This window comes from Paenibacillus sp. FSL R7-0312 (assembly GCF_038004445.1).
Classification (GTDB): domain Bacteria; phylum Bacillota; class Bacilli; order Paenibacillales; family Paenibacillaceae; genus Paenibacillus_AQ.
On the sequence record NZ_JBBORE010000001.1, the window covers coordinates 6,276,580 to 6,290,231 of the forward strand.

Genomic DNA, 13,652 nt, shown 5'->3' on the forward strand with positions numbered 1-13,652 from the left:
CCTCCTGCTCAAATAATCAAGGAACACCCCTGCGGGTGCTCCTAATGTTGCCTTGCTATATTCAATCTGCTCTATGCTTTGCTATATTCAATCCGCTCTATGCCTGGGTCTATCCGGCCGCTGCGGCCCGCGGCGCTGGGGAACCTGCGGCTCAAGAGACTGCGCAGTCATTCGCGCCGCTTCTTCCAGCACAGGGTCAATAATACAGATCGTCAGATCATAATAGGGAAACGGCTGCTCTACATAAGCTTCAAGCCGGGCGGCATAATCTCCCACTTCCTGAACCAGCTTCGCCAGATCAATCCCGAGGGTTACCGCCGGATATCCACGCAGTACTTCATAGGACTGCCTCAGCATGATCCGTCCGCCGCGCACATTGGCGTTACGGAAATGATACAGTCCGACCGCTACCTGCAACAATGCTTTGTAGAGCGGGTCGCGCTGCTGTTCCAGCCATAGCTCCTCAAGTACCTCATGACATTCGAAGTAATCCCTGTCCCGGTTGAAATAGATCAGATACTCCAGGTACAGCGGCTCATAGGCCATCCGGCTGGCTGCCCTTCTTGGCATTCGAGAGCAGCTCCCGTACATGATCCAGCAGCTCACGCATAGCATCCATATCCTGCACCTGCCAGATGGCATTGAACCTCTCTTGGCACTCAATCGCTTCGTTCACGAGGTGATAGAAATACAGCTGATGGATGGCTTTGAGCAGCTGGGTCGTCGTATTCGAGTTCTCCTCGAAGGTCTTCTGGGCTTCCAGAATCTCCTCACGGATACTGGACATCTCACTGTCCAGGATCGACGCCGCTTCCGCTGCAGTCTTCAGGCGGACGCGCATTTCATCCGGCAGGCTCTCCCGGTATTTATAATTCAGCGAATGCTCAATGGTCGCCCAGAAGTTCATCGCCAGCGTGCGGATCTGAATTTCGGCCAGTACAATCTTTTGCCCGAGCGCAGTCTGTACCGGGTATCTGATAATCATATGGAAGCTGCGGTATCCGCTCTCCTTGTAATTAGTGATGTAATCCTTCTCATATAACACTTCAAGGTCCTTGCGGGCGCGGATGTACTCCGCCACTCTGCGGATATCCTCGACGAATTGGCACATAATGCGAATGCCGGCGATATCCTCTATGCCCGTCTCCAGATCCTCCATTTTCACGTTCAACCGCTTAGCCTTTTCAAGTATGCTCGACAGCCGTTTTACACGTCCGGTTACGAACTCAATCGGTGTATATTCTTCTCTTTTCTTGAGTTCCGAACGCATTGTCTTAAATTTAACCTTCAATTCCTCCACAGTCTGTTCATATGGAAGTAGAAAAGTTCCCCAGTCCCTGACGTCCATCGCCTTGTCCTCCTGTCCATTCATCCTTCAGTGATGATCAGCGCCCACCGCTTCTAGGAGCCCCCGGAAACCGTCCCGCCGCAGCAGCTGCCGTAATCCGGCATGCACTTTGCGGTTAACCTCCGGCCCTTCATAGATGAGTGCTGTATAAATTTCGACCAGGCTTGCGCCTGCCCGGATTTTGTCATAAGCATCCTGGGCTGTAAAAATCCCGCCCGAGCCGATAATCGGCAGCTTGCCGCCGGTCTGGCTGTAGATTCTGCGGATAATCTCTGTGGAGCGGTCGCGCAGCGGCTGGCCGCTGAGTCCTCCCGTTTCACCGGCTTTGTCACTCTTCAGACCTTCACGGACAAGTGTTGTATTGGTGGCAATCACGCCGTCCATTCCAGCCTCTGTGATTGTATGTACCATATATTCCAGCTCGCCGTCGCTGACATCAGGAGCGATCTTCACCAGCAGCCCTTTGGCTTCTCCAGTCTTCACCCGCTGCAGCTCCATTTCCTCCTTCACCTGGCTCAGCAGGTTCGAGAGCTCACTGCCATGCTGTAGACTCCGGAGATCCGGCGTATTTGGCGAGCTGATATTGACCACAAAAAAATCACCGTACGGATATAGCGTACGGATACACTGGCGGTAATCCTCATGCGCCAATTCATTCGGGGTGGACTTGTTGCGCCCGATATTGACCGCAACCGGAATCCTGCGCTTCTTCATCCCCTTCAGACGCTCAGCCATGGCCGCTGCGCCTTCATTGTTGAAGCCCATCCGGTTAATCAGCGCCTTGTCGGGCAATAGACGGAATAACCGCGGGCTGTCATTGCCCGGCTGGCCCAGCGGCGTCACAGTGCCTACTTCCATAAATCCGAAGCCGATTGAAGAGAAGCCTCCTACCGCTTCAGCATTCTTATCCAGTCCTGCAGCTAAGCCTACCGGTGTCGGGAAATGCACGCCAAACAGATCCACTGCCAGATCAGCAGTCTCAGGAACACCATACATGAGGCGCATCGCCGCACTCCCGCCGGGAACTAAATTCGCTTTATTTAGTCCGCCTATGACGAGATGGTGCGCCTTCTCCGGGTCCATTTTAAAGAAAATTGGTTTACCAAAATGTCGATACAGCACCGTTCTCGCTCCTTCAAGGGAACCACAAATCGCAGGGCGACTCCCGTATCTATAGGTTTCTTCTTAATTTTATCCGTTTCCGGGTGAAAAGAAAAGTTTTTTGCCGCAGCGATTGTTCCAACCTGTCCCTCAAAGTATAGTAATTTTCTTGTAAACGCATTACAATGTAAGGGTAATCACAGATAAAGAGAGAAAGAAGGATGACAATATGTCAACTAAACGCAAACCTCCTACACTGCAGCAGAAGAAAGAAGAAGTTAACCGCAAGGCAATCCTATGGATCAGTGCAAGTCTGGTACTGCTGGTCCTTCTCATTGTCGTTTTGTTTATCGTAGCAGGGAACTAATTCAACCAATGGTAGACCTTATGGGGGTTGGTCTGATTTGGGGGCGCATCCGAAGGGAACCGGTCCTCCGGCGCGACTAGCTCCTCAGGCAGGACCCCTTTACTAATCTGCACTTTCGTGCCCATCGGCACCATCGCGAACAGCTCCTCCACATCCTTCCGGCTCATCCGGATACAGCCCAGTGATTCATCCTTCCCGATGCTTTCCGGTTCATTCGTACCGTGTATTGCATAATTACTGTCCGAGAGCTGCATGCCCCGGCTGCCGAATTCACCGTTATCATGTCCATTGGGATTGACCACTTTATCCCGGATCACGAAGCTACCCTCAGGCGTCTTCTCCCCGCCTAATCCGACTGCATAGTTCCGCAGAATAATATTGCCGCTGGTTATTGCCAGACGGTGTTTTTGTTTATCAACAATAATCATGAGCGGTTCTGTAAAAAAGGGGGTTCCTGCCCCGCCGGCTCCGCTGCCCGCCTCAGGACTGCCCCCGATTGTCTGACCTTGCCCCGGTGAACCGGCGGCCGGTGTTACGGTCGGCTGCGGAGAAGGGCTTGGCACTGCAGTAAATCCCGCTGCTGCCCCGCGGAGCGGACCGAACTGTTCCTTCATCAGCGGTGTCGTGCCGCCCAGCCAATTGGCCGGAAAAGGCTTCACCAGCTCCTGCAGTGAACCTGGAAGGGCCCCCTCGGTCGTCTTATAGGCCCGCATGGCACTCCAGAGCACAGCAAGCTCCTCCTGCTTCTCCTGCCACAGCCCCGCCTGCTTCTTGATTTCCGCCGGATCAGGCGGCTGGCAGTCACAGACAACCGGATTATAGGACTGGTACACTACGCGTCCGTCCCCACTCTTGGCAAGCGTAGCCGCCAGCGGAAGCTTCTTCTTCCACACCAGCCACTTGCCCGCCCGCTCCATGCTTAGCATCGCCGTGGCGGAAGGCGTTTGTGCCTTCAGCAGGATACCCGCCAGTCCCTGTCCGCGGGAGACGGCGTCTGCCCCGACAGCGGTGAAGGACAGGCTTGGCTGAACTTCCGGAGTCTCTTCATCATCTATTGCCGGCAGCTCAGCCAGGGCAACAGCCGCATTCTCCCCGTCCGGTGCTTCAGAGCTTTCCTGGCTTACCCCCGGTGCCACTCCAGCCGGGATCAGCAACAGCAGCAGCAACATGAAGGCCAGCAGCACACGGCGTTTCCGCAGTCTGCCTGCCTGGCGCTCCCGGGCGGATTGCAGCAGCCCATCCTCATATTGCTTCAGCATATCCGCCGGCACCTTGCTGTGCTCAAAAGCTTCATACACTTCGCCGGCCTGGTTGAAGCAGTAATTGGCTTTTCCCTGCTGACCGTTCTTATAGTATTCCTTACCGAGCAAGTACCATGCCATCTTGTTATCAGGATGCATCTGCACATATGCTTTAAGATGCTGCGAATTTTTCACATTGGCCTCCGGGATCTATGATTCAATCTTAGTTTCTTTATATTTTATATCGGTCAGGACATTAAAAAAAGACATCTCAAGCCGCATTTATCACGGTCAGGAGATGCCTTTATGTTAATGTAAGGATCAAATATAAGGTTCACCCTATATCCGATCCTTACATTAGGTACTGATGAATGGAAGTCCGGACTTAGCCTTCTTTGTTGAACGGCGCATCCGCGATCTTGATGGAGTCTGTAGGGCATCCATCCGCTGAATCCTGCAGGTCATCGAACAAGTCGTCCGGAATCACTACATTCCCGTGGTTACCGTCATTCTCGTAGATCACTTCTGCCAAACCTTCGTCATCGTAATCAAAAATATCAGGGGCCGTCGCGCCACAAGCACCACAAGCGATGCATGTATCTTTTTCGACCCAAGTGTACTTAGCCATTTTATCTCTGCCTCCCGCTTAAACAATACAGCCTGCAGTAGCAGTCTGTTATTTTTCTCATATTAATATAAATAGGATACAATTTCAATGAATTTTCAATGTGTTTACAGTATTGCCCTATTAAACGGCCACATCCAGGCTGCAATTCCGGGCCGATATCTCAGTCGGTATCCCGGTCCGCGCCGCTAAGATTGTCCTTCTGCAGTGAGGTTCCCCGCTCCTTGTGATTGCGCAGCCGCGCAGAGTGGCTGTCAGTGAGCATGCCTGCCGTCAGCACCGCATTCTCGCCGAACTTGTTGCGCAGCATATCCATCGCCTTATTCAGCGATTCCTTCTTCGGCTGCCGTTCGTAATCGAACAAGTCAAGCTGAATCGCGGAATCCTCCTTGAGCGTCAGCCCCTGAAGGGTCACACCCAGCAGCCTCACCGGCTTATCGCCCTTCCAGTGGCGCGCGAACTGGTCCAGGGCAGCCTTATAGATATCTTCAGCGCTCTCTGTAGGTGCCTCCAGCTGGCGCGAACGGGTAATCGTCTTCATATCCGGTGTACGGATCGTAAGCTGCACTCCCGCAGCGACCAGACCCTGCTTCCGCAGCCGCCGAGCCACCTGATCGCTGAGATTCAGCAGGATTGGACGCGCCTCCGCAAGCCCCACTACATCCCGCGGCAGCGTAGTCGTATGCCCGATGGACTTGCTCTGCTCCCGCTCAGGGTTCACTACCCCGTGATCGATCCCGTTGCCGGCCCGCTTCAGCCACGAGCCCATCACGCCAAAATGTCCGACCAGCATCGCCTCATCCGCCGCCGCCAGCTGTCCAATGCTGTAAATACCCAGCTTCTTCAGCTTCTCGGCCGTCTTGCTGCCGATTCCGAACATCTCGTTGCAGGGTTTGTTCCATAGAATGGACGGCACATCGCGCAGCCGCAGCACGGATATGCCATTCGGCTTTTTGAGATCAGAGGCAATCTTCGCCAGCAGCTTATTGGGGGCAATCCCGATGGAGCAGGGTAGACCCAGCTCTTCCATAATACGCCGCTGCAGCGTCTCGGCAATCTGCGGAGGGGTCCCGAATTGGCGCGAACCGGTAATATCCAGATAACATTCGTCTATCGATACCGCTTCAAGCAGCGGAGTATAGCTGTAAGCAATTTGCATAAATGCATTCGAGTACTTGCGGTATAAATGAAAGTCCGGCTTAATAAGGATTAAGGATGGACAGATACGCAGCGCCTTCTGAACCTGCATCCCCGTTGAGATGCCAAGTCTGCGTGCGGCGTACGAGCAAGTGACGATGATTCCCCGTCTGGACTCCACGCTGCCGGCAACGGCCGTCGCTTTACCTTTATATTGCTCCGGATCCTCCGCCTCATGCACCGAGCAGTAAAAGGCATTCATATCCACATGGAGAATAACCCTGCCGCTTGCCGGATAATATTGATCCACATTCTGCATGGTATCTACCTTCTTATCTTCAGGGTTCCATTGTTATTTCCAGCATACCTCTTCACCTTGCGGGAGGTCAACTTGCAGAAGAGCCTCTTGTGACGATTAAATGAAAAGTTCTTTGTTACTTTCCCGCGTAAAAATGCTATAATATAAAAATTAATTTCATATATGTGTATGCTAACTACAACTACAACTTAAGCTAATGCTTCCGAGGCCAGTTTTGCACGAAGCGGTTTCAAGGAAGTTATGCTAAACAACACTTTTAGGAGGACACTCATGTCTAAGTCTATCTCCATCTTCGATACTACCCTGCGCGACGGCACTCAAGGCGAAGGGATCAGTCTGTCGGCGGATGACAAGCTGAAGATTGCCAGGAAACTCGACGATCTGGGTGTCCATTATATTGAAGGCGGCAATCCTGGAAGCAACAACAAAGACATCGAATTTTTCAAAAGAGTCCAGGAGCTCCATCTGAATGCCAAAATCACAGCATTCGGCAGTACCCGGCGCAAGAATTCGGTAGCGGAGCACGACGACGGGCTGCAAAGAATGATTGATGCCGGCGTTCCGGCAGCGACCCTGGTCGGGAAGTCCTGGGACTTCCACGTTCATACTGCGCTGCAGACTACCCTTGAAGAGAACCTGGCCATGATCGGCGACTCCATCTCCTACCTGAAACGCCAGGGTCTGGAGGTCATTTTCGATGCGGAGCATTTCTTCGACGGGTATAAGAACAACCCCGAATATGCTGCTGCCGTACTCGCCTGTGCCCGCGAAGCCGGAGCCGACTGGCTTGTAATGTGCGATACTAACGGCGGAACCCTGCCGCATGAAATTCAGGAGATTGTCTCCGGCATGGGCATCCAGCTTCCGGGTGCTGCTCTGGGCATTCATACACACAACGATTGCGAGCTTGCGGTAGCTAACACTTTAAGCGCAATCGGTGCGGGTGTACGTCAGGTACAGGGAACCATCAACGGCTACGGCGAGCGCTGCGGCAACGCCAATCTGTGCTCCATCATTCCAACCCTGCAGCTGAAGATGGGGTATCACTGTATCCCGGGAGATTCGTTACCCCAATTAACCAACACCGCCCGGTTCATCAGCGAAGTCGCCAACGTGAACATGCCGGTAAACCAGCCTTATGTCGGAACCGCGGCTTTTGCCCATAAGGGCGGCATTCATGTCTCGGCCATTCTGCGCGATTCGCGCACCTATGAGCATATCGCTCCCGAGCTGGTCGGCAACAAACAGCGTGTGCTTGTCTCTGAACTCGCAGGACAGAGCAATGTGCTGTCCAAAGCCCAGGAGATGGGGCTCAGTCTCGATCCAAGCAGCGAACAGGCCCGCAAGGTTATTGATAAGATCAAGGACCTGGAGCATCAGGGATATCAGTTCGAAGGGGCGGATGCCTCGCTTGAACTGCTGCTCCGGGAAGCTACCGGAGAGATGAACGAGCTGTTCACCTTTGAGTCGTTCAAGATGCTGGTAGAGAAAACTGCCGGCCGCCCCGTCGTCTCTGAAGCCTTCGTCAAACTGAAGGTCGGCGGCGAGAGCCTGTACACTGCGGCAGAAGGCAATGGTCCGGTCAATGCACTGGATAACGCGCTGCGCAAGGCGCTGCAGACGTATTTCCCGCAGCTTAAGGATATGCACCTCTCCGACTATAAGGTCCGGGTGCTTGACGAGCAGGACCAGACCGCAGCGAAGGTTCGCGTACTCATTGAATCCAAAGACTACGGAGACACCTGGAGCACAGTAGGCGTATCCAGCAACGTGATTGAAGCGAGCTGGGAGGCACTGGTCGATTCTATGCGCTATGCCCTGCTCGGACAGATTTCGCTGGATCAGGACACCCAGGCCAGCAGTGAACCGAGAGGCTTAGTCAATCACTAACTGCCTTTATCCATAGGTTGTTCAAAAGCAAAAGCCCTCCGGTGCGGAAGTACATCCGCACCGGGGGGCTTTGCAGCACCTTGCTGCCGGCCTCGTTAGGAGCCGGTTAAGGCGATAATCTTCTGCTCCAATTCCTCAGCGGTCAGGACACCCAGAATGATCTCGCTAATGACACCATTCTTGTCAATTAGTACATTAGTCGGGAATACGGCTCCATTATATTTATCGAAAATCTGGCCTTTCAGATCATACATCACCGGAAAAGCCAGCATGTACTTTTTGACGAACCGTTCTGCGTTGGGTTTATAATCCTGGCTGGTAACATTGATGCCGTAAATATCCAGCACGTCGCTGTATTTCATTGCCAGCCTGTTCAGCTCCGGAGCTTCCTGCTGGCAAGGATCACACCAGGAGGCCCAGAAATTCAGCATTACCGCTTTCTCCCTGGCTCCCCCGACTTCATACCGTTTGTCGCCTTCCTGCAGCATGAATGAAGGGGCTCTCAAGCCTGCGGAAGCACCAGTCTCCGGCTCCGCCTGCTGCTGAAGGACCGCGACCGCTTTCGGTTCAGCCTTGCTTCTATGCTCTATGGCAAGAACGGCCAGAAAAACAATCAGGGCCAGAACAGTCAAATTCCGTTTATGGACTGCTTTCATAGGAGTCAGTTCCTTTGCTTAGAGGTTTTTCCTCTATTGTACCCCCACCTGCTGCAGTTTCAAACGTTATTTACAATAAAAAAGAGGATTCCGTCAAAGACGAAATCCCATGAAGAGAGAGGGGTGAAGATATGACAGCTAGCCAGGGAATCCCCCAGTCCATCCGACTGAGCTCTTCCGTACAGCATATGCTGGGGAAGCATCTGCTGTCCTGTTATCCGCAGGAAGCCTGCGGAATCCTGCTGGGAGCTGCCGCAGCGGGTGGCATGTGTATCGACAGCTATGTGCCGATACGCAACGTAGCGCCTGACCCGCTGCATTCTTTTGTACCTGATCCCGGAGAGTGGATCAGAGCCGTATACCGTGAACCCGCACCTGTCGGATTTTTCCACTCCCATCCGCATGCTGCGCCCTGGCCTTCTCTTGCCGATCTAAATGGTTTGTCTTCGCTGGGGCCTGAATTCAAGATATACCTGATCGGCTCTCCGGGAACCCGCCATACCGGTACTCCGCTGTTGAACGGGTTCCTAATACAGCGTACGGACAATAGCGGCTCTGCACAGACACCTGCCCTACAGCATGTGCCCTTAAGTCCTGCTTAGATAAGCGTACAGATCGCCCAGTGTCTCCACCTGGTTCTTTTGGGAAATCTGCCGGAGATACGCTACCCATAATTTCGCCGTCATTTTGGCATCTTCAAGCGCATGATGACGGCCTTCAATCGGGATCTCGTGAATGGCCAGCAGCTCATCCAGCGTGTAATTACTGCGGTGCGGCTCCAGCCAGCGGGCCAGCATCATCGTATCCAGTACCCGGTGGGTCAGCTGCACCTTGGAGGTTTTCCATAAGGCGGCGTTCAGAAAAGATTTATCATGTGCACTTCCATGCGCTACCAGCACTCTCTGGCCGACAAAGGACATGAAATTGTGCAGTCCATCCATCAAAGACGGGGCACTGGATGTCATTTCTTCTGAAATCCCGGTCAGCCTGGTAATATTATCAGGAATAGCCGTCCCGCAATTCACCAGCGTATAGAAACATTCGTCTTCCTTAATCTCTTCCCCTACCACACGGATCGCCCCGAAGGACATAATCTCATCCCCTCCCTGATGGGAGAAGCCGGTAGTCTCAAGATCAAATATAACGGTCTCCAGCTCAGAGAGCGGAGTGTGCAGCACTTCCGGACGCCGTTTTTCGCGCATAAGAGAACGGATAAAAGCCATCTGCTGTGCGGTTTGCTGGGCCGATTCTCCGCCTCTCATGGAAGCGATGGCGGATGGCATTCCGCCTTGTCTCAGGTTGTTCCAGAACCCTCCGCCTTTGTTCGGCTCCTTCATGGCTGTCTCCTTTCCGCGGACCGGAGCTGTCGCTGCAGGGCCTTGTGCAGACGCCTGACCAGCAGCAGACTTTCCCGCAGCTCACTTCTGAGCTGCTTATTCTTCAAATCACTCTCGGCATAGTAATCACTGCTTGCAAGCAAGCCATCCTCCACCGTATAAGGCGTATTCACACGCATCTTCAAGGCCGTCAGAAATGCCCTCCGGATCTCTTCAAGATGCTGGTATTTGTCCAGTTCAGCCAAATGCTCAAGCCTCTTCAGCGTCGAAGAATCCTCTATCCCGTGCAGCAGCGACAAATGTCTGACAATATTGACAAGCGGGATATAAAGTCCGTATTTGACATCAAAACCGCCTGCATGATCGCCAAACCGCTCCGTGAGTACCTGTCCCAGCAGATTAAGTGTTGCCTTATGGCGAACGGTATTTCGCAGCACAGCCATCGTCAGCTTGTGATTGTCCGCAAAACCGGCATGAAAAGCTTCCTTCCACTTCGCGGACAATTCTACGCTGCCGGCCACATGGCGCATATCAGAAGCTATGATCAGGTAACGGACAGGCTCCCATTCCAGCTGCTCCATCCAGCCCTCCAGCTGATGCTCCCATTCAGACAGCGTTTTACGCCACAAAGGCTCGGAGCACATCACCTTGCCGCCGCATTTCTCGTAACCTGCAGTTTCAAGCACATCGGACAACATGGCGCCGAAGGCTTCGAAATAGCTTTTCTTGAGCCCATCCAGCTCACCTTCTACAATCAAACCATTATCCTGATCACTCCACAGCGTAGCTTCCTGTCTGCCTGCACTGCCGAATACAATAAAGGAATAGGCGCAGGGAGGCAGGCCATAGCCCGCCTCCTTCATCTGCGCCTCACATATGTGTACCGCTGTTTTTGCAATCTGATCATGCATTGCATTCACCCGGCACATCCATTCCTGGGCCGGAATAACGTTTAATTGCTCCAGAAGTACTTTTTGACAAGCGGTACGCCTGGCCTTAAGCTCCTGCGGCGAACCGGCCGTTACGATGGACATGTATCTTTCATCTTCGTTCCAGTCTGCTGTCTCCATCGAAGCCACTCGGTCCGCCTCCCTATTGAGTAGAAGATATAATTATTTCAAGGGTTTGGATTCCGATTCTGTGATCAGTTTCATTTGTTCAGGATAACCGTAAGTACCATGCTCACTGATATCCAGACCCATCAATTCTTCTTCTTCCGTTACACGAAGTCCGATAACCATTTTCATTACGTAGAGGATAATGAAGGACATCACCGCTACGAAAGCAAAGGTACCGATCACACCAAGCGCCTGTACTCCCAGCTGATGTGCACCTCCGCCGTAGAACAAACCGGCTTTACCGACACCAACAGTTTCAACAAGCTCAGGTGTTGCGAACAAGCCTGTAGAAATGGCTCCCCAAACCCCTGCAATACCGTGAACAGAGAAGGCGTAGATCGGATCGTCAAGACCTGCACGTTCCAGCCACTGTGAAGTCATGAAGGTGAATGCTCCAGCCACAAATCCGATAAGAATAGCCGCCCAAGGCTCTACAAATGCGCAGGCACCAGTGATAGCAACAAGTGCAGCAAGAACACCGTTCAGCATTGCCGGAATATCCGACTTGCCGAAGTACAGCCAGGAAGCAATCAGTGCCGCCAGACCGCCTGCCGCAGCAGCCAGGTTCGTTGTCAGTGCCACGTGGCCGAAGAATCCGCCCATAGGGGACAATGCACTACCCGGGTTGAAGCCAAACCAGCCGAACCAGAGAATGATAACGCCGAGTACTGTGAATACCTGGTTGTGACCAGGAATGATAACCGGTTTACCTTCTTTATTGAACTTGCCCAGACGGGGTTTAAGGAGGATTGTTGCCACAACAGCTGCAGTTGCACCTGTAAGATGGACCACCGTGGAACCTGCATAGTCCTGCATGCCCAGCTCAGCCAACCAGCCGCCGCCCCATACCCAGTGAGCCACAACCGGATAGATCACTACCGAGAAGAGAATTCCGAAAATGATGTATACGCTTAGCTTAGCACGTTCTGCCATACCACCAGATACAATCGCCAAGGATACTGCTGCGAAAGCCATTTGGAACAGGAATTTAACATTTAGGGTTACATCAGAGAATGCCAGGGATTCAAACGAAGAACCTGTTGTATCTCCACCGTAGAAGAAGCCTGTAGTACCGAAGAAGCTATTGCCGTTACCGAAGCCAAGACCAAAGCCCAGAGCCCAGAAACACAAGCTTGCAATGGCCAGTGTCAGTACCGTCTTGCCGGCAACGTGACCTGCATTCTTCATCCGGACCGAACCGGCTTCAAGCATTGCGAAACCAGCTTGCATAAAGAACACAAGGATAAATGCCAGGAACGTAAATGCAGTGTCAAGTCCAATTTGCAGATCCGGTGTTGCCGGACCCTCAGCAGCAAATGCGCTGACCGGATAGATCATCAGTGTAACCATGGCCAGGAACATCATCAACATCTTTTTTTTCATACTTTACCCCACTCCCCAATGTTATATTTTCTAACAAAGCGTGAAACTCTTAATGTCATTATAATCAGAAGTCAGGGAAATTGACAAGACTATTTTTTTGAATGTATTAATTTATTATTGGAAGCTCTCGATTTATTCACCATATGACAATTCTCCCGCAAGATTGCAGATATTCCGCAGAAACCGCCAGCTCCTATACTTGACAAGGATGCAAGCGTATACACTTTGTGCAGTATTCAAGATTATTCATTATGTATTTTTATTAATGTCTGTTAGTAAACATACCTTTTCACGCCGAATTTTTCCTGACATCAACCTTGTTTAGCTTCAATATAAAATAAGTTTAACTACTTTTCCTAAGCAGCTCATAAGAATATCTATGATGTTCAGGGTTCTTAAGTAAATACATCACATGTTATGTTATATATTACTTACACTTCTCAATCTGAGTCCCTACTATTCTGAACATTTTGCTCTGCGCTCTGCAAAGAAGGTATCTCCTCATATAAAACAACAGCGAATCTTTAAGAAATCACTGCATATACTTTAAGTAAGTGTGACGTTTGACTGTATAGTTTGCGATTTGGTATCATAAATGATAGGAATAATAATTGAAGCAGAGCACATCGCTGTATTACAGCCTGCCGCTTCGAGCGAGGTGAGATGACTTGGAGATATGACCCTTTACCGGATTGGTGAGCTGGCCAAGGCGGCCGGCACCAGTGAACGTACCATTGATTATTATACGAAGCTTGGACTTATTACACCCGAATCAAGAAGCATGAAGAACTACCGGCTGTACAGTCATGAAACCTTGATCAATTTACAACGTATTAATCAGCTAAAGCAGGAGAAATATACATTGGAAGAAATCAAATCCCTGATGGGCAAATGGAACGCAGCTACACCGGAAGCCGAGGTCTCGGGCAAACTGGTTCAGCTTGAGATTCAGATGCAGCAGCTTGAGCGCGAAGTCAAGGCTCTTGAACCGGTGATCAGCGGTTTGAAGCCCGGACAGGCCAACCGGGCATTAGCAGCATTAATTCCGCAAGGCGTTGCCTGCATGGAAGCGATCCGGCTTCTGCTGACGCAGGGGCCGCCAATGTAACAGCTTGTAACTTAAAGTGGAG

At 51.8% G+C, this 13,652-nt stretch carries 14 protein-coding genes; 4 read left to right on the forward strand and 10 right to left on the reverse strand.

Going from position 1 to position 13,652, the window contains the following annotated elements; translation table 11 throughout:
• Window positions 1-87: 87 nt before the first annotated feature.
• The 3 genes from MKX70_RS27390 to MKX70_RS27400 are packed head-to-tail and all read right to left on the reverse strand — an operon-like array spanning window position 88 to window position 2,470.
• Window positions 88-570: a DUF309 domain-containing protein gene (locus MKX70_RS27390; protein ID WP_331281912.1), complete on the reverse strand. Its 483-nt coding sequence runs from the start codon at window positions 568-570 to the stop codon at window positions 88-90.
• Complete coding sequence (locus MKX70_RS27395) at window positions 536-1,348, reverse strand: GTP pyrophosphokinase (RefSeq protein WP_039299775.1); 813 nt, start codon at window positions 1,346-1,348, stop codon at window positions 536-538. Before MKX70_RS27395 ends, MKX70_RS27390 begins: the two co-directional genes overlap by 35 nt.
• 27 nt (window positions 1,349-1,375) lie before the next feature.
• On the reverse strand, window positions 1,376-2,470 hold the full coding sequence (locus MKX70_RS27400) for a quinone-dependent dihydroorotate dehydrogenase (RefSeq protein ID WP_042235052.1): 1,095 nt from the start codon (window positions 2,468-2,470) through the stop codon (window positions 1,376-1,378).
• Between the two features lie 208 nt (window positions 2,471-2,678).
• Here MKX70_RS27400 and MKX70_RS27405 point away from each other — a divergent pair, with 208 nt between their 5' ends.
• Window positions 2,679-2,816, forward strand: coding sequence for a hypothetical protein (locus MKX70_RS27405; RefSeq protein ID WP_167549535.1), 138 nt, complete (start codon window positions 2,679-2,681; stop codon window positions 2,814-2,816).
• Here the strand turns inward: MKX70_RS27405 and MKX70_RS27410 are convergent.
• The 3 genes from MKX70_RS27410 to MKX70_RS27420 all read right to left on the reverse strand — a co-directional run bounded on the left by MKX70_RS27410 (window position 2,813) and on the right by MKX70_RS27420 (window position 6,138).
• Window positions 2,813-4,252 carry a L,D-transpeptidase gene (locus tag MKX70_RS27410; RefSeq protein ID WP_340788245.1) on the reverse strand — a complete coding sequence of 480 codons (1,440 nt, stop codon included), beginning with the start codon at window positions 4,250-4,252 and terminating at the stop codon, window positions 2,813-2,815. The genes MKX70_RS27405 and MKX70_RS27410 overlap by 4 nt on opposite strands.
• 190 nt (window positions 4,253-4,442) lie before the next feature.
• Complete coding sequence (locus MKX70_RS27415; RefSeq protein ID WP_036702186.1) at window positions 4,443-4,685, reverse strand: ferredoxin; 243 nt, start codon at window positions 4,683-4,685, stop codon at window positions 4,443-4,445.
• Window positions 4,686-4,845: 160 nt separating this feature from the next.
• Complete coding sequence (locus MKX70_RS27420) at window positions 4,846-6,138, reverse strand: DNA polymerase IV (protein WP_042235047.1); 1,293 nt, start codon at window positions 6,136-6,138, stop codon at window positions 4,846-4,848.
• 270 nt (window positions 6,139-6,408) lie between these two features.
• On the opposite strand from MKX70_RS27420, the gene cimA reads away from it, so the two are divergent.
• Window positions 6,409-8,028 (forward strand): citramalate synthase, encoded by a 1,620-nt coding sequence (cimA, locus tag MKX70_RS27425; RefSeq protein WP_042235045.1) that lies wholly within the window; start codon window positions 6,409-6,411, stop codon window positions 8,026-8,028.
• 95 nt (window positions 8,029-8,123) lie between these two features.
• Here cimA and MKX70_RS27430 read toward each other — a convergent pair whose 3' ends face one another.
• Entirely contained in the window at window positions 8,124-8,684 is a 561-nt protein-coding gene (locus MKX70_RS27430; protein ID WP_042235044.1) for a TlpA family protein disulfide reductase, read from the reverse strand.
• Window positions 8,685-8,815: 131 nt separating this feature from the next.
• Between MKX70_RS27430 and MKX70_RS27435 the strand changes: the two genes are divergently transcribed.
• Complete coding sequence (locus MKX70_RS27435; protein ID WP_052416237.1) at window positions 8,816-9,286, forward strand: Mov34/MPN/PAD-1 family protein; 471 nt, start codon at window positions 8,816-8,818, stop codon at window positions 9,284-9,286.
• Here the strand turns inward: MKX70_RS27435 and MKX70_RS27440 are convergent.
• The 3 genes from MKX70_RS27440 to MKX70_RS27450 are packed head-to-tail and all read right to left on the reverse strand — an operon-like array spanning window position 9,272 to window position 12,522.
• The gene (locus MKX70_RS27440; RefSeq protein ID WP_042135741.1) at window positions 9,272-10,021 is read right to left on the reverse strand and encodes an exonuclease domain-containing protein; all 750 of its coding nucleotides are present in this window, start codon (window positions 10,019-10,021) and stop codon (window positions 9,272-9,274) included. The two genes, MKX70_RS27435 and MKX70_RS27440, sit on opposite strands and share 15 nt — an antisense overlap.
• Complete coding sequence (locus MKX70_RS27445) at window positions 10,018-11,091, reverse strand: DUF294 nucleotidyltransferase-like domain-containing protein (protein WP_042242170.1); 1,074 nt, start codon at window positions 11,089-11,091, stop codon at window positions 10,018-10,020. The genes MKX70_RS27440 and MKX70_RS27445 overlap by 4 nt, the downstream gene beginning before the upstream one ends.
• A 42-nt stretch (window positions 11,092-11,133) precedes the next feature.
• Window positions 11,134-12,522: an ammonium transporter gene (locus MKX70_RS27450; protein ID WP_042235041.1), complete on the reverse strand. Its 1,389-nt coding sequence runs from the start codon at window positions 12,520-12,522 to the stop codon at window positions 11,134-11,136.
• Between the two features lie 676 nt (window positions 12,523-13,198).
• On the opposite strand from MKX70_RS27450, the gene MKX70_RS27455 reads away from it, so the two are divergent.
• Window positions 13,199-13,630: a MerR family transcriptional regulator gene (locus MKX70_RS27455; protein ID WP_042135737.1), complete on the forward strand. Its 432-nt coding sequence runs from the start codon at window positions 13,199-13,201 to the stop codon at window positions 13,628-13,630.
• The last annotated feature ends 22 nt before the right edge of the window (window positions 13,631-13,652 follow it).

Bases quoted from the DNA above. Each gene is read 5' to 3' on its own strand.
- MKX70_RS27390 (WP_331281912.1), bottom strand. From the start codon at position 570: ATGCCAAGAAGGGCAGCCAGCCGGATGGCCTATGAGCCGCTGTACCTG.
- MKX70_RS27395 (WP_039299775.1), bottom strand. From the start codon at position 1,348: ATGGACGTCAGGGACTGGGGAACTTTTCTACTTCCATATGAACAGACT.
- MKX70_RS27405 (WP_167549535.1), top strand. From the start codon at position 2,679: ATGTCAACTAAACGCAAACCTCCTACACTGCAGCAGAAGAAAGAAGAA.
- MKX70_RS27415 (WP_036702186.1), bottom strand. From the start codon at position 4,685: ATGGCTAAGTACACTTGGGTCGAAAAAGATACATGCATCGCTTGTGGT.
- MKX70_RS27420 (WP_042235047.1), bottom strand. From the start codon at position 6,138: ATGCAGAATGTGGATCAATATTATCCGGCAAGCGGCAGGGTTATTCTC.
- cimA (WP_042235045.1), top strand. From the start codon at position 6,409: ATGTCTAAGTCTATCTCCATCTTCGATACTACCCTGCGCGACGGCACT.
- MKX70_RS27430 (WP_042235044.1), bottom strand. From the start codon at position 8,684: ATGAAAGCAGTCCATAAACGGAATTTGACTGTTCTGGCCCTGATTGTT.
- MKX70_RS27435 (WP_052416237.1), top strand. From the start codon at position 8,816: ATGACAGCTAGCCAGGGAATCCCCCAGTCCATCCGACTGAGCTCTTCC.
- MKX70_RS27440 (WP_042135741.1), bottom strand. From the start codon at position 10,021: ATGAAGGAGCCGAACAAAGGCGGAGGGTTCTGGAACAACCTGAGACAA.
- MKX70_RS27445 (WP_042242170.1), bottom strand. From the start codon at position 11,091: ATGGAGACAGCAGACTGGAACGAAGATGAAAGATACATGTCCATCGTA.
- MKX70_RS27450 (WP_042235041.1), bottom strand. From the start codon at position 12,522: ATGAAAAAAAAGATGTTGATGATGTTCCTGGCCATGGTTACACTGATG.
- MKX70_RS27455 (WP_042135737.1), top strand. From the start codon at position 13,199: ATGACCCTTTACCGGATTGGTGAGCTGGCCAAGGCGGCCGGCACCAGT.